This is a genomic window from Rothia gullae (genome assembly GCF_024294905.1).
In the GTDB taxonomy this organism is placed as follows: domain Bacteria; phylum Actinomycetota; class Actinomycetes; order Actinomycetales; family Micrococcaceae; genus Rothia.
The window spans coordinates 51,769-72,536 of record NZ_JANCOC010000008.1 but is presented as its reverse complement, the minus strand read 5'-3'; the positions used below and the strand labels follow the sequence as shown (position 1 = coordinate 72,536).

The window sequence follows — 20,768 nt, the reverse complement described above, 5'->3', positions numbered from 1 at the left end:
TAACCGGCTGCTACCACTCGCCCATGTACAGGGCACGCTCCTGCAGATACCTCAACAGGTTCGGGTTCTGCCGCAGATAGAAGATGCGGTAAATGCCGCCTCCAGCAACGATGAAAGCCAGCGGGAAACCCAAAATCACGAGCACACGGCTCATATTGGCGGACAGGTCAAAAGGATCACCGCTGGTTGCCACCAGCATAATCCAGAGAGAATAGCCCACGCAGGCTGGCAGAGTGCCCCACATACCGCGCACGAGCCAACTCACCAGCGTCACCGCAATGACCCACGCCAGCGCCAACGTGAACTGGTGCCGCTCCGCTTGAGCCCAAGGGAGCGCCCCCACGTAAATAATTGCGGGGATTCCCAGGTACCCGGGGATATTCAGCGAGGCAAGAATGTTCACGCAAAAATAGCCCAAGAAAATAGCGCTCAACGACGAGGATAGGAACAGGTGCAGGGGAATCATGCCGTCGCCGCTATAGGCTGCGGTTGGGCCCGCGTACACTGTTTCAAACATGAGGGTCAGCGGAGTCATCATGTACTCGATCCAGACGACCAGCGCAAAAGCACCGAAAATGCCCAGAGCCTGCATCAGAGCAATCAACCGTGAACGCGCATCGTGAGGAATGGTGAAGCTCTGGCCCTTCGCCTTGACGCCGCAGAGATGAACGACAGCCGCCATCGCCGCGATGCACAGCACCCAATGCACGAGGACCCCCGGCAGCTCAGGAAGACCTCCATAAGCCCCCGTAGCGGGGTCACCCCAGGCTCCGGGGAGCAGCGTAATAGCGTGAGTACCCTCGGGGAGGCTGGTGGAGGAAGCAAGCCGGTGCGGCTCGTAGATAACCCACCACAGAAGGCACGCTGGAATTAGCGCAGAGAGCTTACGCAACAGAACCGGGAACGGCGCAGACTCGTAGACGAGCACCTCAAGATTGAGCCGGCGCATCAGCCGCCGAACAGGAGAAAGAGTGCGTAGCTCTTTTTGATGCTCTTCCCACACTCCGGTATCCCATGTCCTAGTATCAGAAGACATCATCGTACTCCATATCACTTGAGAACTTCCTTGTTGAGCGTATTCTTACACTAGCAGAAATACCCCGGCTAGTGCCTAAACCCCAGCAAACCCTGCCCAAAGAATTAGCACATCAGGAAAGGGGTATAAGGAAAGGGGCCCCACCACAATGGTGGGGCCCCTTAGAGCCTAGAAAGTGAACTACTTAGTGGTCACCTTCAGGACAGTGCTCAAGTTCTGGTGAGCAACGCCCGGCAGACCCTTGACCTCAGCGAACTTGCGGGTGTTGGTCACGATAACCGGGGTAATCAGCGGGTAACCCGCCTCCTTGATAACCTCAGGATCGAACTCAATCAGAACGTCGCCAGCAGCAACAACATCGCCCTTAGCAACCTTCACGCTGAAGCCCTTACCGTCCAGGTTCACGGTATCCAGACCAACGTGAATCAGCAGCTCAATACCGTTCTCCAGCTTCAGGCCCACAGCGTGGCCCGAGGGGTAGGTTGCAGCAACCTTACCGGCAGCGGGAGCAACCACGGTGGTACCGGTCGGCTCAATCGCCACACCCTCGCCCAGCTTGCCAGCAGCGAAGATCGGGTCCGGAACATCAGACAGAGCAACAGCAGTACCCTCAATGGGAGCGTGCAGCTCAATGACCTCACCAGCGGAAGCAGCGGGTGCAGCAACGGCGGTCGCAGTAGCGGCAGCAGCCGGAGCCGCCTTCGCAGCAACAGCCTCAGCCTTGGGAGCGTCCTCAGCATCCTCCGCCTTACGCTCCGCAGCGTGCCTTACAGCGTCAGCCTTCGACTCGTAACCGAAAATAAGAACACCGGTCATAGCGCCGAAGAACGCAATAGCCAGACCAATCACGTACAGGTAGGAAGGCTGCATAGCCGGAATCGACAGCAGCGAGGTGAATGCGAACGCGTAGGACTTAACGCCCAGGAAGGAAATGGTAGCGCCACCAATAACAGCGGGCACCAGAATAATCGGAATCACACGCTTGTAGCGGAGCACAACACCGTACAGGGACGGCTCAGAAATACCACCAAGCAGACCGGACATCGACGCACCAACAGCGGTCTGGCGCAGCTCGCGGTCGTGCTTAGCCTTAATAGCCACACCGGTGACCAGACCGAACACAGCGAAGTTGTAAGCGCCCATCGGGGACTGAATGAAGTCAGTACCCATGGTCTGCAGGTTGTTAATCATGACAGCGTTCAGCGGCCAGTGCAGACCCAGCGGAACCATGAACAGGTACAGGCCAGCAATCAGAGCACCAACCAGAGCCGGAGCCTGGTCGTTAACCATCTTCAGGAAGTCAGAGATACCCATAGCCACACCAATACCGATGGGGCCAACCAGGAACGCGGTCACCGGAACCAGAATGATGACCGAAATCATCGGCACGAACACCATCTGCAGCATCGAAGGAATAACCTTCTTCAGGAAGCGCTCGAGCGGAGCCAGCAGAGCAACAGCCAGCAGCGGGGGGAAGACCTGGCCGGTGTAGCTGAATGCGTACAGCGGCAGATCCAGACCGAAGAACGGAACGTTCAGAACCTTGGTGGCGGGGTCAGCAAGAGCAGTCAGATCGGTGAAGGTACCGGTCATCAGTGCAGCGGGGATAGCCGCACCAACCCACATGTTCGCGCCCAGACGCTTAGCAGCGGTAGCCCCCAGCATGATGGGCATGAAGTTCAGAACCGACAGCGAAGCAGCCTTCAGGATGTACCAGAAAGCAAACTGCTGCATCCACTGGGTGTTCAGAGCCTTAGCTTCCTCCGGGTTAGCCACACGAGCACCGTTAATGATGTCGATGTTCACGCTCTGACCGGTCAAGTCAGTGTACTGGCCGAAGAAGCCCAGCTGCTGCATGAATACAATCAGGGTCAGGATCATCGAGGTACCCAGAAGCGCCCACAGCAGAGGACGGAAGGAATCAGACAGAACGTCGAAGACGTTGGTAAGCCAGCCGGACTTCTTGCCCTCAGCCTCAACCTTGGTGCCACCCTCAGAGTGACCAGCCATAGCCGGCAGAGCGTTGATCTCGTTGTACACAGCCTCAACGCGCTCGCCCAGAACAACCTGAGTCTGGCCGGACTGCTCAATCACAGAGAGAACGCCGGGCAGACCCTCAATCTTTTTGTTCTGCACTGCATCGTTAGACACAGGAGTGACACGAAGGCGGGTCGCACAGTGAGTAATGTGCTCGATGTTCTCGGGGCCACCCAGGCCGTCAAGAATCTTCTCGCCAAGTTCGCGGTTATTCACGATACTTCCTTAGATATGCGGTCAATGTCTATACGGTTGCTGCCGGAGGCTGTGCCTACCTGACGTTGCGGTAGCCGAAAAAGCCTCGGAAAACACGGCCAGGAAACACAAAAGACCCGAGTCTCTCGACCACCGGAAGCACTACACTCGTACTCGCTATGGAGCTTCGGTACAGCAAATAGAGGGGATTCTCGGCAGATATATGCTGCCGTCCCATACGGTGTTGAGTAACTCAGGTCTTGCCTGCCAAACCAGTAACAACCCTGAAGAAGGTTTCCCTTCTCAAATAGTTCCCTGTAACTCTAAGGGTTTTCCCAGGATAAGAGCAAGGTGAGAGGCAAAAGCTATCAGAAGCTGTTAAATGTTTCACCCAAGTGATAGCTAAGACACACCCTCGGTGCTGTTAGTAGGAGTACTCCGGCTGGTTCCGGAACACTACGGAGGGGATGCTTGCCAAGACACGAAAGGGCCCCGCATCCACAGGATACGGGGCCCACGCGCTACCGAAGCAGCTACCTTTCCAACTAACTACTTAGCCGGGAAGAAATTCAGCGGAGCAACCTCCAGCTCAGGGTAATTACGCTTCTGCCAACGGCGATTACGATGCGCATTCACCTCAATCAGCACGGCACCCAGAGCACCGGCGCCCAGAGCCGTCCACAGCAGATGCGGAAGCACAGTAACGAACTGGTGGTACTCCACCAGAATCGGCACGAACAACGCCGCGAAGAACACCGCAAGCAACGCACCAAACAGCAGAACACGAGCACGGTTGAACGGACGAGCAACCGCAGCCAAGTTCCACAGACCCATCATCACCAGGGTAATGAACGAAGCCGTCTGAACCTGACGGATATCCTCAACACCCATGCCGCGAGCCGTGAACGTCACCGCCAACAGCATCGCAACCACAATAATCGAGTTCGGAACCGTGTAATTCAGCACGCGGCGCAAGAAGCCCGGCACATAACGGCGCGAATTCGGCAACAGAGTCAATGCGAAGGACGACGCACCCACAATCAAGAAGTCCGCAGTCGAGTACTGACGCGGCAAGAACGGGAAGGTCAAACCAAAAATACTGAACAGAACACCCAGAAGAATCGCGAAGCCAGTCTTCGTCAAGAACAGGTTCGCCACCATCTCAATGTTCGTAATGACCTGACGGCCCTGCTCCAACGCAGCCGGTAGAGACGAGAACTTACCGTCCAGAAGAACCAGACGAGAAACAGCCTTCGTCGCCGGAGCAGCGTTACCCATCGCAATACCCAAGCTTGCATGCTTAAGCGCCAGAGCGTCATTAATGCCGTCACCGGTCATCGCCACCACGTGGCCGCGCTCCTTCAGGGCAATCACCATGTTCTTCTTCTGCTCGGGCGAGACACGACCGAAAATATTGTGAGTAGCCGCAGCCTCCGCAAGCTCCGGACCGTCCTCAGGCAGAGTCGAAGCATCAACCGCGCCCGCAGACGTATCCATGCCCGCGGTCTTCGCAGCCGCAGCCACAGTGAACGGATTATCACCCGAGAAGACCTTCAAAGTCACACCCTGACGGTGGAAATACTCCACAATCTGAGGTGCATCCGCACGCACATTCTCACGGAAAATCACGAACAGAACCGGGGTAGCATCGGACGGGATCTTCTGGATCGGCTCATCCTTCTCATTGCGAACCACCGCAGAAGCATGCGCCAAAACCATCGTGCGCAGACCCAGCGCCGCCAGCTCAGCGGCACGCTCACGCTCAGCGCTACCCTTGGTGAGAAGCGCCTCCGGAGCGCCCAGAAGCCACGCACCCGAATCCTTGAATTCAATCGCGCTAAAACGCAGGGCCGACGAGAACGGCACAATACCGCTCACCGACGCCGACGAAGCATCCGGGAAGCCACCGGTCAGAGCCGCAGCGGTCGGGTTCGCGTTCTCATCGTGACCAAACCATGCCAGTGCCTCATCCCAGCCGGCAGGCAGAGACGCACGCCAAGAAGTGTGTTCCGCTGAGTCAGCATCCGGGCCCTCAGCCTCAGCAACGGTGTCCAGCGGGCGCACCGAATCAAAAATTACGCCACCCTCAGTCAGGGTGCCGGTCTTATCGAAACAGACCACATCCACACGAGCCAGAACCTCAACCGCAGGCTGCTCCTGCACCAGGATGTTGTGCTTACGACCCAGCGCCACAGCCGCCGCCGCAAACGCCAGAGTAGTCATCAGCGCCAGACCCTGCGGAATCATCGAAGCAACCGAGGACACCACAGCAATAGAAACCTGCTCCCACAGGTGGTTCTGCTGCACGGTCTCCAGGCCACCAGCCGCCTGAATCTGACCCCACGACACAACAGGAATAATGACCGCAAGACCCACCGTAATCCAGCGGACCACACGGTTCAGCGCATCACGCAGCTCAGACTGAATACGCGAGAACTGACGCGCCTCATCAGAAATCTTGCTTGCACGAGAATTCGCACCCACGTGAGAGAGCAGGACTCGGCCGGTACCACCCAGCACACTCGACGCCGACAGCACCATATCGCCGGGGCGCTTAGCAATTGGGTCATTCTCACCGGTTAGCAGGGACTCGTCCAGCTCCAAAGAATCGGAGGTGAGCACAACAGCATCCGCCGGAACCTGATCGCCGCGCTTGAGGATGACAACGTCACCCTCAACCAGCTGCTCCATCGGAACCTCAACGCTCTTACCGTCACGCACGGCAGTAGCGGGGGAACGGTCCAGCAGGGAGATGCGATCCAGCTCAAGCTTTGCCTTGTACTCCTGCATAAAACCAATCACCACGTTAGCGATAACAGCCGCCAGAAAGAGCAGATCAGCCCAACGCTGGTACATGATCACCACGGCACCACAGGCACCCAACACAAAGTTGAAGACCGTGAACAGGTGCGCACGCATAATGCTCCACAGCGTGCGAGAAGATTTATTATTCTGGGTATTGACCCTACCCTCAGCAGTCAGGCGAGCAACATCATCGCTGCTCAAACCGTGCTGGGCAATATCGAAAGATCCGCTATGCGGTGTTTCAGAATATTCGGGAATGTAGCCGGCAACGGCAGGCGTTGCCGTTTTCTGCTGAGGATCCATGCGGGGGTCTCTTTCTCGAATGGATGGAATGCTGAACTGAATAGAGTTCAGCATTGCGGACACTACCTTTCAGTGTATCCGTGCAGGAGGGGATAAAGATAATCTCCGCCCTGTAATGAACTAATATTTACAGCCATTCCAGAACGGAGATTTAATATATGCTCATACTGGCATATTTTGATATGGAAAGTGTTTGCGGGATGGTTCGCTAACACCCCATAAAATCAGCGCATCAGCAGAATCAACGCTCCGGCAGAATCAACAAACGATTCGTCACCGGATGCCTCAACACCTCAATCGGATGCTGATACACCTCAGACAACAACTCCGCCGAACACACCTGCTCAGGGGTGCCCGAAGCAACCACCTCACCACCACGCAACAACACCATACGGTCAGAATACGCAGCCGCCACATCCAAGTCATGAAGCACCGTCAACACCGCAGCACCCTCAGCAGCCAACTCACGGCTCACCCGCAACGTCTGCTCCTGATGGGTAATATCCAACGCCGCAGTCGGCTCATCCAAAAGAATCAGCGGAGTCTGCTGAGCAAACACACGCGCCAAATGCGCACGACCACTCTCACCACCGGACAGAGTCGTAATATCGCGATCCGACAAATGAGTCACCGACGTACGCTCCATCATCGAAGCAACCACGGCGTCATCCTCTTCAGCGCGCTCCGTACCCTTCCACGGGGTACGACCCATCTGAACTACCTCATGCACCGTGTACGAAAATGCCACGTTCAACTTCTGCAGTAGCATCGCACGCTGACGCGCCATCTGACGGGCATGAATCGAACCCAAAGGGGTGCCATCCAACAGAATCTCACCACTACTGGGCGCAATATCACCAGCAATCACACCCAACAGAGTTGACTTACCGGCACCATTAGGGCCAATCAGCGACACAACCTCGCCCGCAGCAACCGACAGAGACACATCATTCAAAATCTGACGCCCACCAGCGTTAAAACACACACCGGACAGGCTCAACAACTCACTCACGAAGCACCTCCGCCCTGACCCAGGGAACGACGCAACAACACGAAGAACGTCGGGCCGCCCACCAAAGCCGTAAAAATACCAATCGGCAAATCAGCAAAAGGCACCAGCGTACGCGCACCCAAATCAGACAGCGCAATCAACAAGGCACCACCCAATGCCGAAGCCGGCAACAACACACGATTCGACGGACCCAAAATCATGCGCAACAGGTGAGGAATAATCAGACCAATAAACGCAATAATGCCCGCATACGCCACCGCAGCACCCGTCAACAAAGCCGTCGCCGCAATAGACACTGCACGCAGACGTTCCACGTTCACGCCCGAATGCTGCGCCGCACGCTCACCCAACGCCAGAACATCCAGCGAAGAAGCCATCACAAAACACGCCACCAAGCCGATCAGAATAACCGGCCACACGCTCGCCACAGCCTTCCACGTGGAACCGTTCAGCGAACCCATCTGCCAGAACACAATCTGATCTCGGCTCGTCGTATCAGCAATAAACATGAGGAACGCAATAATCGCATTCGCCACCGCGGTCACCGCAATACCCGTCAAAATCATCGACAGGACCTTCGCACGACCCGAAGAACGCGACAGGAAATACACCAGCGCAGTAGCTGCCAACGCACCCACAAACGCGAATGCAGGAGTCGTGAAAATACCGAAGAACTGCAGGTTCAACACAATCGACAAACACGCGCCAACAGCCGCACCCGAGGAAACACCAATCACGCCCGGCTCAGCCAACGGGTTACCAAACACCGACTGCATCACCGCGCCGGAAGTACCCAATGCGGCACCCACCAGCACACCCAACAGCACACGCGGGAAACGGATATTCCACAGAGTGCTATCCGCCAGCTGCATCGTCGGGTTCTCCGGTGCAAGACCCAGATGGCGGCCCATAGAAGCAACCACCTGATCAATCGGGATATTGTACTGACCCAAACCCGCAGAGAGCACCATCACAACGCACAGTGCCACCGCCAAAAACGTAAACGTCAGACCGGCACGGCGCCGACGCGAAGCACGATAATCCCGCGCACCCGCCGCACTCTTCACAGCAGCCACTACTGGCCCCCCGCAGGAGTGGAGTACGCAGCCTTAGCCAGCGACAGCAAAACCGCCGGAGTATTCGGGCCATAGGACAGAATCTGACCGTCACTCATATCGATAATGCGCTTATTCTTACCGGCATTCGTCTCACCCACACCCGGGCGAGCCAAGAAACCATCCAAACCGCCGGTGGACTTAATGCCGCCGCTCATGGTCAGAATGACGTCCGGGTTCAGCTTCACTAGCGCCTCACTGGTCGCCGGAATGATATTCGTCGCGTTCTGCTCAGACGCCACATCCTTGCCGCCAATAGCCTGAATCAAATCGTCAGCACCCGAACCCTTGCCGAGTACGAAGAATACGCCAGCGGTACCGCGCACGTATAGGAACGCGAACGACACCTGCTGCTCACCCTTCGGGGCGACGTCCTTGAGCACCTGCAGGGCATAATCCAGGTCCTTCTGCACGCGGGCAGCAACCTGCTCGCCCGCCTCCGGAACACCCAGCGCCTGTGCAACAGCCTTGAGCTGCGGAATGATCTTATCCATACGACGCTCATGATCGAAGACCACCACGGTCACGCCCGCTGCGCGCAGCTGATCCACAATCTCAATCGGGCCGTTGCTCTTATCCCACAGCACCAGGTCCGGGGAGGTCGCCAGAATCGCCTCAGCGTTCAGGTCGTGACCGTTCTGGGTCACCAGCGGCAGATGAGCCAGCGACTGCTCCGTCGAGGAGGTGACACGGCCAACCAGACGACCGCCCAGGCCCAGCGCAATCATCTGCTGAGCCAGAGTGCCGTACAGGTCCAGTGCCAGCACGCGGTCAGCGGACTTAACGGTCACCTCGGCGCCGTTGAAATCCTTGAACGTCACGGGGAAAGCCGGAGTCGGGGTATCGACCATCGGCTGAATTTCGGGGGTATCTGCGGCGCTATTGGGGCCGCGCAGAGCCTTCTGATTAGGGGCAATAGAAGAACGCAGCTGATCGGCAAGGTTCTCCAAAACGGTGCGGGTGCTCTGCTCATCCACCACAGCCTGCGAAGTGCTTGAAGAAGCGGCCGGGTTCTGAGTACCCACACCGCAAGAGCTCAGCAGGAACGCGGAAGTGATGGAGAACGCCGCATACTTCACTGCATCGCGGCGGTTCAGGCTAGAAGAAGAAAGGGAAGAAAACATCGTAGTCTCACAGAGAAAAAGGGAGCTAGAAAAACTGGGGTAGGAGCCGGGGCAAAACCTGGCACCTGAAGCGGGGGTGCAGTGAAAATCTGCACCCCCGCACGGGCCGTGTCGGCTCACCGGTGAACCTTATGGTTGAGTCTCACGGGCGAGCCGGCAGCGTGGGCATCCTCGTGAGGGGCCGTTATGCCTTCTTGCGGCGGCGAGTGTACACGACGGTACTCGCGCCGGCTGCAACAGCGATGAAGCCTGCAACCAGGGTGCCCTCAACACCGGAGGCACCGGTGGAAGCCAGAGGCTTGCCGGTGACCGGGTCGCAACCCTCACCCTCGTAGACGGTCTCGGACACAGTCTTGGTGGTGGTCTTCGCGCCGTTAATCGCCGCGGAGAAGCTCAGCGGAGCCATGTCCTTACCGGCGTCGTAGAAGCCAGCGAAAGCCTTCGCACCCTCAGCGGTCAGGGTGGTTGCCGCACCGTTGACGCTCACAGCGTCAGCGGAGCTCTGCAGACCCGAAAGATCCACCTTCAGCAGTGCCACCTCACCGTAGTTAGTTGCCTTGCCGGAGGGGTCATTGCTGTTTATGGTCGCGTAGAGAGTGCCGGAATTGCCGTTAATCTCAAGGCGCGGGTTCGCAATGGTGGTGTCCAGAATGCCGTGGTGACCGGTGAAACGAACTGAACCGCTGAAGGAGATGGAACCCTTACCGCCCTTGAAGGTGCCGGTGCCGTTAGACCAGTTGAACGCATCCGAAGAGTAGGAGGTGCCGTTTAGCTCCCAGCTACCGTTCGCGATGCCGCCGCGCACGTAGTTGCGGAAGGAATCACGCACGCCCCAGCCAAGGTTTGCGCTCTTAATGGTGCCGTCGGATGCATCCTGATCCTGCACCTCGCGGGTGCGGGTAACTGGTACGCAGACAGGCTGTGCCGGGTTGCTGCTGACAGAACCGTTCGAGGAGGAACCGCCGTTAGAAACGCTGCCGGAGGTGCCTGCCGAACCACCAGAACCGGAGCCGTTAGCGCCGGAGTTACCGGAGGAGTTCGAGGAGCTGTTATCAGAGGAGCCGTTCTCAGAACCCTTGTTATCGGAGGACTTGCTCTCAGTGACGCGGGGAACCTCAACGGTGTTCTCCGCGGTCTGCTCGCTGAGCTTTACAGAGAAGCTCAGCGGCGCCATGGCGTTGTCGGCACCGCGGTACTGGCCGGCGAAGAGCACGTCGGAACCTTCAGCGGTGAGCGCGACTGCTGCGTTCTGTGCGGAGAAAACGCTGTCCTTCACGCTCGCGCCGGAGAGGTCCACCTCAGCGATAACCAGACCGGTCTTGGAAACGGACTTACCGTCGCGGGTCAGTGCGTCAACATCAGCGACCAGGGTGCCCTTACCGTTGACGACGACCAGGCGCATGTTCTTGATGGTGCTCTTGAGCTGACCGTTGTGGCCGGTGAACTCTGCGGTGCCCGCGAAGTTAATCTGACCGGTCTTGGTCTCGGGGTTGTACACGCCGGATGCCTGAGTGTACTTGAAGCCGCCAGCTGCGGTCTTCTCCATGCCCTCAACGTTCACGGAGCCGTGCGCGAAGCTGGTCAGGTACTTCAGGAAGGACTTACGAATATCCCAGCTGAGGGTGCCGGACTCGACGACGTTGCCGGTGACCTTTTCTTCACGCTTGGGCTCGGTGGTTGCGGCGGGGGAGGAGGGTGCCGCGGAGGTGGGAGCTGCGCTCGGTGCCGCAGAAGTGGGCTCGGCGGGCTTGGGCGCCTCGCTGGTCGGCGCAGCAGTCGGCTTGGCGGTCGGCGTAGCAGTCGGCTTGGTGCTGGGTTCAGGGCTCGGCGCGGGTGCTTCCTTGGTCACGATGGTTGCGGAGAAGCTGAGGGCATCCAGCTCCTGACCTGCCTTGTAGAAGCCCGCGAAGGTGCCGGTTGCTTCTTCGGAAAGCTTGACGCGGGTGCCGTTTTCCTTGTCAACGCTGGGCAGGGTGATGGTGTTACCCTCAACCTTCAGGCCGGAGGCGTTGAAAGTGCCGATGGTCATGTTCTTGGTTTCGACCAGGTTGTTTGGGGTGGTGTTGCCGTTGTAGGGGCGTGACTGAACGTTGGCGCGCACGGTGCCCACGCCGTCCTTAATGGTGACGGAGAGGTCGGAGATGATGACTTCCAGCAAGCCGTGGTGTGCGGTGTAACGAATCGAGGAGCCGGTGAAGGTGACCGAGTATTCGCCGTTGGCTACGGTGCCTTCGGCGGAGGTGAAGTGGTAGGAGCCGTCTTCGTTGGCGGTGACGCCGGTCAGTTCCTGGGAGCCCTGGGAGAAGCGGCCGTTGATGTAGGAGCGGAAGGACTTCTTCAGACCCCAGTTGACGGTGACGTCCTGCAGGCTCTGCTCTGAAGCTGCGGTTACCTCACCGGCGCTGACGTGGGAGTTGGTTCCAGCTGCGAAGGCCACGGGTACACCAGCGACGCCGCTGAGGCCGATGGTTGCTGAAGCCAAGAACGCCCAAGTGCGCTTGGTGAGAGAGGGGGTAGACATTCGGTGTCTCCTTGAATTTTGTGATTGTGGTGTTCGTATCAAGTCTAGCCCTATTAGCCTATGTTTGTGTAACTTAATGCCTAGGGTGACTTATGTATAAGGTTTACCTTAGCAAATTTTTTTGTGAGAGCTATTGCCAAAACCGATTTTTGGTGACAATATGTCATTAACAGGTTTTGGTGACACTATGTCACTAAAACATTTATTGTTCACCCACAAGCGATTTTAGGAACTCACCATGACCGTGACCGCCCCCGAAACCACCCAGGAACGCTTCTCCGCTCGCCTGAAGGAAAGCACCAAGCACGTCCACGACAACGCCGAACACTCCACCTTCATGGAAGACCTCATGGGTGGCTCCCTCAACACCGAGGCATACCTGTGCCTCATCAACCAGTACGTGCACATCTACGAAGCGCTCGAAGCAGTCTCCGAGCACTATCGCGCAGAATCCAACCCCATCACCGAACCCTTCACCCACCCCGGCCTCGACCGCGCAGAATACATCCGCGCAGACATCCGGGCCCTCGGCCAGGACGGAGACATCGACGCGCCCCTGCCCGCAACCGCAGAATACGTAGAGCGCATCCGCGCCACCATCAACTCCCCCGAACGCTACCTCGCACACCACTACCTGCGCTACCTCGGCGACCTCTCCGGCGGCCAGGCAGTCGCAGCGCTGGTCACCCGCCACTACGGCATCCCCGCAGAAGCACTGAGCATGTACCGCTTCACCGAACTACCCAAGCCCAAGGTCTTCAAGGACGGCTACCGAGAACTGCTCGACAACGCACCCCTGACCGACGAACAGTGTGAAGCCCTCATCGAAGAATGCGTCGAAGGCTTCCGCATTAACGCCTCCCTGTTCGCGCAGCTGGGCCGCAAGGTCGCCGAGGCATAAACACCAAACGCCTCAACGCACAACACCTAAACGCTCAACGCAAAAGCCTGCGGGCATAACAAAAGGGGCGGATGCTTTCACAAGCATCCGCCCCTTTCGGCATTAGTCTCAAACTAATCGAAAACTAGCCCTTTGCAACCTCACCGAAGTAAGAAGCGAGAGTACCCTCGTGAGCTGCACGCAGCTCATCCAGGTCAATGGAAACCTCATCCTGGAAGTCCAGAGCGTTCGACTCAGCATCCACCACACCAATACGTGCGAAGGGGAACTGGCGAGCGGTACACATATCCTTGAATCGCACCTCCTCAGAACGCGGAACCGAAACCACAACGCGACCCAGGGACTCCGAGAACAGCAGGGTGAACAGGTCCACGCCGTCACGCTCAGCAACCTCACCCAGACCAATGCGGGCACCGGTGTTGAAACGCAGGCAAGCCTCCGACAGAGCAGCAGCCAGACCACCAGCAGACACGTCGTGCGCGGCATCAATCATGCCGTCACGAGACATGTTCACCAGCATGTCACCCAGCTGACGCTCCAGAGCCAGATCAACCTTCGGCGGCTGACCGCCCAGGTGGCCCTTGAAACGAGCCCACTCGGAGCCGTCCAGCTCGTCGCGAGTGGTACCCAGCAGGTAGATAGCCTGACCGTCATGCTCAGAAGCCCAACCCGAAGGGGTGCGGCGGGTGACATCATCCATCACGCCCATCATCGCCACCACGGGGGTCGGGTTAATAGCCTTACCACCGGTCTGGTTGTACAGGGACACGTTACCGCCGGTCACCGGAACACCTAGCTCCATGCAGCCATCAGCCAGGCCGCGAACAGCCTCAGCGAACTGCCACATGACGTCCGGATCCTCGGGAGAACCGAAGTTCAGGCAGTCAGACACAGCCACGGGGCGTGCACCAACGGTCGCAACGTTGCGGTACGCCTCAGCCAAGGACGCGCGAGCACCCTCGTACGGATCCAGGTAGGTGAAACGCGGGGAGGCGTCGGTCGCCAGAGCAACACCGAGGTTGGTGTTCTCGTCCACACGCACCACACCGCCGTCGTCCGGCATGGACAGGGCGGTGTTGCCCTGAACGTAGCGGTCGTACTGGTTGGTGATCCAGGACTTGGAGCACATGTTCGGGGACGCCATGAACGCCTTAATTGCCTCGCCCAGCTCCTTACCGCGTGGGCGGGAATCGTCGGCAGCCGAACCGGTGAAGTGGTTAGCCTGGACGTCATCCTGCCACTCGGGGCGTGCGTAAGGACGCTCGTAGGTCGGGCCGTCGTGTGCGACGGTGCGGGGGTCAACATCCACGATGACCTCGCCGTCCCACTCGATGACCAGGCGGCCAGAGTTGGTGACCTCACCGAGGAAGGAGTACTCCACACCCCACTTGTTCATAATCGCTTCGAAGCGCTCCACGTTCTCGGGGGAGACAACAGCCATCATGCGTTCCTGAGACTCAGACATCAGAATCTCGCCGGGGGTCAGGGTGGGGTCACGCAGCAGAACCTTGGTCAGGTCGACGTGCATGCCGCCCTCACCGTTAGAAGCCAGCTCGCTGGTTGCGCAGGAAATACCCGCAGCGCCCAGGTCCTGAATACCCTCAACCACGGAGCCCTTGAACAGCTCCAGGCAGCACTCAATCAGAACCTTCTCAGCGAAGGGGTCGCCCACCTGAACGGCAGGACGCTTCGAGGGCTTGGTGTCATCGAAAGACTCGGACGCCAGCACCGACGCACCGCCGATGCCGTCGCCACCGGTGCGTGCACCGAACAGAACAACCTTGTTGCCCACACCCGACGCGTTCGCCAGGCGGATGTCCTCGTGGCGCATAATGCCCACAGCCAGTGCGTTGACCAGCGGGTTTGCCTGGTAGCAGGAATCAAACTCAACCTCGCCGCCGATGTTCGGCAGGCCCAGGGAGTTACCGTAACCACCAATACCGGCAACCACGCCGCCAATAACGCGGGCGGTGTCCGGGTGATCAATCGCGCCGAAACGCAGCGGATCCATCACAGCAATCGGGCGGGCACCCATGGAAATAATGTCACGCACAATACCGCCCACACCGGTCGCAGCACCCTGATAGGGCTCCACGTACGAGGGGTGGTTGTGGGACTCAATCTTGAAGGTAACAGCCCAGCCGTCACCAATATCGGTCACACCGGCGTTCTCACCGATACCGACCATCAGGTCCTTCTTCATCTCATCGGTGACCTTCGCACCGAACTGCTTCAGATGAACCTTAGAAGACTTGTAGGAGCAGTGCTCGGACCACATGACCGAGTACATTGCCAGCTCAGCCGCGGTAGGACGGCGACCAAGAATCTCCTTAATATCCTCGAACTCGTTCTCCTTCAGACCCAGTTCAGCCCAGGGGAGTTCGGTGTCCGGGGTTGCCGCCGCGTGCTCGACGGTGTCGAGGTTAAACTGCTTTTCGCTCATAACTTCTTAGAATCCTTGTCGTGCGTTAGCGGGCGTTAATCAGGTTGGCAAGAACGGAGGTGAACACGCCGAGACCATCGGCGCCACCGCGCAGAGAAACCTCACCAAAACCAGAAGAGGAAGGACCGAAGCCAGGCTCCACAGCGTGCTCCGGGTGCGGCATCAGGCCGACCACGTTACCGCGCTCATTGCTAATACCAGCAATGTCATTACGGGAACCGTTCGGGTTGAAACCAACGTAGCGGAACACCACGCGACCCTCAGCCTCCAGCGCCTCCAGAGTCTTCGGGTCAGCAACATACTGACCGTCCTGGTTCTTCAGAGGGACAACAATCTCCTGGCCAGCAGCGTAATCGCTCGTCCAGGAGGTGGAGTTATTCTCAATGCGCAGAACCTGGTCACGGCAAATGAACTTGCGGTGATCGTTCTTAATCATCGAACCGGGCAGCAGGTGAGACTCAGTCAGAATCTGGAAACCATTGCAAATACCCAGAACAGGCAGGGGAGCAGAACCGGAGGTACCAGCAGCGTTAGCGGCATCAATCACCGAACGCATCACAGGAGCCTTCGCAGCAATAGCGCCAGCACGCAGGTAGTCACCGTAGGAGAAACCGCCAGGAATAATGACGGCATCAACGTTCTTCAAATCAGCGTCGTCGTGCCACAGCTCAACGACGGTACCGCCAGCCAGACGGACAGCACGCGCAGCGTCACGGTCATCCAGGGTGCCGGGGAAAGTCACCACGCCAACGCGTGCATCAGCGAAAGCGGGGTTCGGGGAGTAGCTAGAGAAGTCGCCAACCAGGGGGACTTCAGCGGGTGCGAGGGACTCTGCCATAGGTATTAGTCCTCCAGAACCGAAACGTTCACAACGTCTTCGATGACGGGGTTCGAGAGCAACTCTTCAGCAGCCTTGCGGGCAGCCGCGAGGTGCTCCTCGGTTGCCTCACCCTCGACGGTCAGCTCGAAGCGCTTACCCTGGCGAACATCAACGAAGGAATCAACGCCGATACGGGGCAGCTCGTGAGAAATAGCCTTACCCTGCGGGTCAAGAATTTCGGGCTTGAGCATAACATCAACAACAATACGGGCCATGTGTGGGCACTCCTTGGGTGCGTGGGTTCTGTATGAGCCGTATCTCATTCTACCCCAGTAAAGCGGAAAGTGAGGTGACGAGACCAATCAATTACCAAATAGAGAGCCCCGAGTCACCCTTTTCTCACGCACTGGGCACCAAACCCACAGGCCACAGCGTCAAAAACGCAACTAGCCCGCGCCACCAACCAGCTACTCACCGCACGGTCTACTCACCGTCCAGCCTACTCACTACTCAGCGGCGGCAGGTAGCGCTCGCACACCTTCAGCAGGCGCTCACGCAGCTCAATCGAACGCTCCGACAGCGCACGCTGAATCCGCACGTACTCGGCCTTACCCTCGGTCGTCTCCACCGGAATCGGTTCGTACCCCCAGCTGCGAATATCGTAGGGGGCTGCGCGCATATCCAGTTCGCGTGCATCCCACGCCAGGTCGAAACAATCCATGACCAGAGTCGAATCAACCAGCGGCAGCAGCTTATACGCCCACTTGTACACGTCCATATTCGCGTGCAGGCACGCGGGCTGCTCCAGAAAACGCTGTGATTCGCGGGTCGGCTGCAGCTCGTTCATCGGTGCAGACTGCGGCATGAAGAAACGGAACGCATCAAAGTGCGAGCAGCGGATGCGGTGCTCCTCCACAACGCGGTCCGTACCCTCCGCACCCAGGCGCAGTTCCAGGTAGTCGTGGCGGATATTGTTCTCCACCGACTTGTACGCCATTGCCCACTCGTGCATGCCGAAGCAACCGAACTGCCCCTTCTTCGCGGCGGTGTTACGCAGGATCTCGTGGGTGAAGGCGAGGGCGGTAGCGCGGCGCTCCACAAAATCGGTAACGTCCACCGTGACGGCGGAGGCGGCATCCGCCTGGGCATGTGCCACCTGCGGGGTGCAGCCAGCCTCGAGGAGCTCCTGCTCGGTTGCTGGCCTGTAGAAACGCCAGGAGGCGCGCTCGGGTGCATCCAGCAGAATGACGCCGGCGCCGGGGTGCCAGCGCTTGAACTGGCCGGGTTTGAGCGTGTAGTAGGTGAAGAGGAAGTCTTCCACGGGGTGCACTTCGTGGCGGGCGCGACGTTGCGCAAACGGGTCGGCGTAGCGGCCGGCACGCGCCTCATGCGCCGCCTCTGCGGCGCGCCATTGACGGGCATCCATCACCTGGGAAAAAACAACACTACTCATGCTTCTAGGGTAGAGCACCCGCACGCCCACAAATACACAGACAAAAGGGAGGGACGGCGCCGGATCAAACCAGCACCGCCCCTCCCAAAGCGTACAGCTCACAAACGAGCTAAACCTTAGCGGCCAGTACCACCGTAAACAGTAGCCTCACCCTCAGCGTCCAGACCGAACGCAGTGTGCACCGCGCGGACAGCCTCATCCAGCTTGCTCAGCTCAGTAATCACCGAAATACGGATCTCAGACGTCGAAATCATGTCAATGTTCACGCCAGCAGTCGACAGCGCATCAAAGAAAGTGAACGAAACACCCGGGTTAGTCTTCATACCCGCGCCAACCAGCGACAGCTTACCCACAGACTCGTTGTAAATAACCTCCTGGAAACCCAACTCAGCCTGCGCAGCCTTCAGCGCCTTCAAAGCAGCATCGCCCTGAGCCTGATCCAGCGTGAAGGAAATGTCGGTCACGTTCGGGCGGTCAGTCGGCACGTTCTGAACAATCATGTCCAGGTTAACCTTCGCCTCGTTGAGCAGACCGAACACATTCGCTGCCGAACCGGGAACGTCCGGAACACCAACAACGGTAATCTTCGCCTGGCTACGATCGTGTGCAACACCAGAAATCAGGGGCTGTTCCAAGGGAATCTCCTTCAGATGGGTGGGGGTCAGTTCCGCGGAGTCCTCCGGGATCACAATGGTGCCTTCAAGGTTCGAGAACGAAGAACGCACGTGAAGCTTCAAATTAAAACGACGAGCATACTCGACACTGCGCAGGTGCAGAATCTTCGCACCGTTCGCCGCCATCTCCAGCATCTCTTCACTGGTGACGGTATCCAGCTTATGCGCGGTCGGAACGATGCGAGGGTCGGCAGTGAACACGCCGTCCACATCCGAGTAAATCTCGCACACATCAGCCTTCAGGGCCGCAGCCAGAGCAACAGCAGTCGTATCAGAACCGCCACGACCCAGAGTCGTAATATCACCGCTCTGACGGTGAACACCCTGGAAACCAGCAACAATCGCAATGTTGCCAGCTTCAATCGACTCACGGATACGCTCCGGGTTGACCTCCACCAGACGTGCAGAACCGTGCACGCCGTCGGTAATCATGCCAGCCTGAGAACCGGTGAAAGACTGGGCCTTAGCACCCAGGTCGTTAATAGCCATCGACAGGATGGCAGTCGAAATGCGTTCACCGGCAGTCAGCAGCATGTCCAGCTCACGGGAAGGAGTGACATTGCTGGTGACCTCTGCGGCAAGGTCGAGCAGCTCATCGGTGGTGTCACCCATAGCGGACACCACGACGACCACATCGTTACCTGCCTTCTGAGTGTCCACGACGCGGCGGGCAACGCGCTTTACGCCCTCCGCATCAGCTACGGAGGAACCGCCGAACTTTTGGACGATCAGGCTCATTGATATCTCCAGGTCAGTTACTTGTGTGCTACCGGCAGACGCCGGCTCCTCATTTATAGTAGACGGCGTTCAGCGCAAGCGACGAACTGTGCACCCGTATGTATTGCCCTGTGAAATATTACGTAGTATTACGCGGTGGTGACGCGGGGTGTGGAGGCGAGTACAGCACGCCCGCGGAGACTAGTTTTTAGGTCCACGGGTTTACATAAGTGACACCCGGCAGCGGCGGAACATCCGGCTTCGGAGTGCGCAACGGGGCGTTCTGAATAGTGCGGATCTTCTCCTCATAGTCCGGGGTGCGGAACACCTCCGGCGCATCTTCCGCCTGCTTGGCTACGGGTGCTTCAGCCGGTTCGGAGGCGGCACTCGCCGGAGCGCCCTCAACGGAGTCTTCGCTCAGGTCGGAGGTTGCTTCTGCTTCTGCCGATTCGGGCGTAGAGCCCGCGCCAGAATCGGCTGGGGAGCCCTCACGGCAGGATTCCTCGTTACCGGATTCTTCCTCGCCAGATTCCTTGTCCCCTGACTTCTCAGCCTCCTGCAGAACCCGCTCGATCAGCTGCTCATCCATCGTGCCCTGCACGCCCTCAGCGGCGGGCGCCGCCGGGGCGGAAACGGCAGAATCCTCAGAATCCAGATCATCAAACATGCTCGAATTCCAGCGGCGACGACTCTGCTTCGCCTCCTGAGCCTGAACCTGAGCCGCCTGCTCACGCTCCTGTTCCTCCTCGAGGTTCACGCGCTCAAAATCCTCGGCGGCAGTATGCGCCACCGCGGTGCCCTCGCTAATGACGCGGCGACCCTCCAACGCGCGGCCCAGGGTAATCTCGTCCGCGTACTCCAGATCGCCGCCGACCGGAAGACCCGACGCCAGACGCGACAGACGCACACCCAGCGGCACGAGCATGCGCGAAAGGTAGGTTGCGGTCGCCTCACCCTCAAGGTTCGGGTCCATCGCCAGAATAATCTCCTGGATACGCTCATCCGCCAGGCGGGACACTAACTCACGAATACGCAGTTGCTCCGGGCCCACACCCGCCAGCGGGTTAATAGCGCCGCCAAGCACATGGTATCGGCCGGTAAAGGAACGGGTACGCTCAATTGCCACCACATCCTTGGATTCTTCGACCACACACAGCACGGACAGGTCGCGGCGCTCATCACGACAGATTGTGCACAGCTTCGTCTCGGAGACGTTACCGCACTCCTCACAGAAACTGACGCTGGTCTTCACCGTGGAAATGGCGTTGGCTAGGCGCGCCATATCGGCAGCATCCGCATTCAGAATGTGAAAAGCGATGCGCTGAGCCGACTTGGGGCCCACGCCCGGCAGGCGGCCGAGCTCGTCAATGAGGTTTTGAACTGCTCCCTCGTACATGGCTTCTCCTTCTGATGCGGTGTGCTGTGCTGGTGCGTTGGTGCGCTGTTCTTGGACGACGTTATGAGTATGCACCCAACCCCTGACAGTTTAGGGGCGTTTCGCGTAGCGAGTATGCGGCTGGAATGAGTGCGCCCCCCATCGGTGCGATGGCGGGCGCGGCCCCGACAACCCGGGGTTTGGGCGGGTGCAGGGGGCGGTCGTGAAAGACCGTGG

The 20,768-nt window shown here is 58.6% G+C and carries 14 protein-coding genes; 1 reads left to right on the top strand and 13 read right to left on the bottom strand.

Features of this window, described 5'->3' with window-relative positions; translation table 11 throughout:
• Positions 1-10 precede the first annotated feature (10 nt).
• The 7 genes from NML54_RS06140 to NML54_RS06110 all read right to left on the bottom strand — a co-directional run bounded on the left by NML54_RS06140 (position 11) and on the right by NML54_RS06110 (position 12,148).
• Positions 11-1,036, bottom strand: coding sequence for a dihydrodipicolinate synthase (locus NML54_RS06140; RefSeq protein WP_254756682.1), 1,026 nt, complete (start codon positions 1,034-1,036; stop codon positions 11-13).
• 180 nt (positions 1,037-1,216) lie between these two features.
• Positions 1,217-3,289, bottom strand: coding sequence for a glucose PTS transporter subunit IIA (locus NML54_RS08995; protein ID WP_254756680.1), 2,073 nt, complete (start codon positions 3,287-3,289; stop codon positions 1,217-1,219).
• A 528-nt stretch (positions 3,290-3,817) separates the two neighbouring features.
• Positions 3,818-6,376 (bottom strand): HAD-IC family P-type ATPase, encoded by a 2,559-nt coding sequence (locus NML54_RS06130; RefSeq protein ID WP_254756678.1) that lies wholly within the window; start codon positions 6,374-6,376, stop codon positions 3,818-3,820.
• A gap of 241 nt (positions 6,377-6,617) precedes the next feature.
• On the bottom strand, positions 6,618-7,388 hold the full coding sequence (locus tag NML54_RS06125) for a heme ABC transporter ATP-binding protein (protein WP_254756676.1): 771 nt from the start codon (positions 7,386-7,388) through the stop codon (positions 6,618-6,620).
• Positions 7,385-8,464, bottom strand: a complete 1,080-nt coding sequence (locus NML54_RS06120) for a FecCD family ABC transporter permease (RefSeq protein WP_254756674.1) — start codon at positions 8,462-8,464, stop codon at positions 7,385-7,387. The genes NML54_RS06125 and NML54_RS06120 overlap by 4 nt, the downstream gene beginning before the upstream one ends.
• Positions 8,464-9,627, bottom strand: a complete 1,164-nt coding sequence (locus NML54_RS06115; RefSeq protein WP_254756672.1) for a heme/hemin ABC transporter substrate-binding protein — start codon at positions 9,625-9,627, stop codon at positions 8,464-8,466. Before NML54_RS06115 ends, NML54_RS06120 begins: the two co-directional genes overlap by 1 nt.
• Before the next feature lie 184 nt (positions 9,628-9,811).
• Positions 9,812-12,148 (bottom strand): HtaA domain-containing protein, encoded by a 2,337-nt coding sequence (locus tag NML54_RS06110; RefSeq protein WP_254756670.1) that lies wholly within the window; start codon positions 12,146-12,148, stop codon positions 9,812-9,814.
• Positions 12,149-12,386: 238 nt separating this feature from the next.
• Between NML54_RS06110 and NML54_RS06105 the strand changes: the two genes are divergently transcribed.
• On the top strand, positions 12,387-13,049 hold the full coding sequence (locus tag NML54_RS06105) for a biliverdin-producing heme oxygenase (protein WP_254756668.1): 663 nt from the start codon (positions 12,387-12,389) through the stop codon (positions 13,047-13,049).
• Between the two features lie 124 nt (positions 13,050-13,173).
• Here NML54_RS06105 and purL read toward each other — a convergent pair whose 3' ends face one another.
• The 6 genes from purL to recR all read right to left on the bottom strand — a co-directional run bounded on the left by purL (position 13,174) and on the right by recR (position 20,552).
• Entirely contained in the window at positions 13,174-15,492 is a 2,319-nt protein-coding gene (gene purL, locus NML54_RS06100; RefSeq protein WP_254756666.1) for a phosphoribosylformylglycinamidine synthase subunit PurL, read from the bottom strand.
• A gap of 25 nt (positions 15,493-15,517) precedes the next feature.
• Complete coding sequence (gene purQ / locus NML54_RS06095) at positions 15,518-16,330, bottom strand: phosphoribosylformylglycinamidine synthase subunit PurQ (RefSeq protein WP_254756664.1); 813 nt, start codon at positions 16,328-16,330, stop codon at positions 15,518-15,520.
• Positions 16,331-16,335: 5 nt separating this feature from the next.
• A complete protein-coding gene (purS, locus tag NML54_RS06090; RefSeq protein WP_005507194.1) occupies positions 16,336-16,587 on the bottom strand; it encodes a phosphoribosylformylglycinamidine synthase subunit PurS in 252 nt (83 codons plus the stop codon).
• Between the two features lie 224 nt (positions 16,588-16,811).
• Positions 16,812-17,765: a 3-methyladenine DNA glycosylase gene (locus NML54_RS06085; protein WP_254756662.1), complete on the bottom strand. Its 954-nt coding sequence runs from the start codon at positions 17,763-17,765 to the stop codon at positions 16,812-16,814.
• A 116-nt stretch (positions 17,766-17,881) separates the two neighbouring features.
• Positions 17,882-19,177: an aspartate kinase gene (locus NML54_RS06080; RefSeq protein WP_254756660.1), complete on the bottom strand. Its 1,296-nt coding sequence runs from the start codon at positions 19,175-19,177 to the stop codon at positions 17,882-17,884.
• A 187-nt stretch (positions 19,178-19,364) separates the two neighbouring features.
• Positions 19,365-20,552, bottom strand: coding sequence for a recombination mediator RecR (gene recR / locus NML54_RS06075; protein ID WP_254756658.1), 1,188 nt, complete (start codon positions 20,550-20,552; stop codon positions 19,365-19,367).
• Positions 20,553-20,768: the final 216 nt, after the last annotated feature.

Coding starts and splice junctions, on each gene's coding strand:
- NML54_RS06140 (WP_254756682.1), bottom strand. CDS start 1,036: ATGTCTTCTGATACTAGGACATGGGATACCGGAGTGTGGGAAGAGCAT.
- NML54_RS06130 (WP_254756678.1), bottom strand. CDS start 6,376: ATGGATCCTCAGCAGAAAACGGCAACGCCTGCCGTTGCCGGCTACATT.
- NML54_RS06115 (WP_254756672.1), bottom strand. CDS start 9,627: ATGTTTTCTTCCCTTTCTTCTTCTAGCCTGAACCGCCGCGATGCAGTG.
- NML54_RS06110 (WP_254756670.1), bottom strand. CDS start 12,148: ATGTCTACCCCCTCTCTCACCAAGCGCACTTGGGCGTTCTTGGCTTCA.
- NML54_RS06105 (WP_254756668.1), top strand. CDS start 12,387: ATGACCGTGACCGCCCCCGAAACCACCCAGGAACGCTTCTCCGCTCGC.
- purL (WP_254756666.1), bottom strand. CDS start 15,492: ATGAGCGAAAAGCAGTTTAACCTCGACACCGTCGAGCACGCGGCGGCA.
- purQ (WP_254756664.1), bottom strand. CDS start 16,330: ATGGCAGAGTCCCTCGCACCCGCTGAAGTCCCCCTGGTTGGCGACTTC.
- purS (WP_005507194.1), bottom strand. CDS start 16,587: ATGGCCCGTATTGTTGTTGATGTTATGCTCAAGCCCGAAATTCTTGAC.
- NML54_RS06085 (WP_254756662.1), bottom strand. CDS start 17,765: ATGAGTAGTGTTGTTTTTTCCCAGGTGATGGATGCCCGTCAATGGCGC.
- NML54_RS06080 (WP_254756660.1), bottom strand. CDS start 19,177: ATGAGCCTGATCGTCCAAAAGTTCGGCGGTTCCTCCGTAGCTGATGCG.
- recR (WP_254756658.1), bottom strand. CDS start 20,552: ATGTACGAGGGAGCAGTTCAAAACCTCATTGACGAGCTCGGCCGCCTG.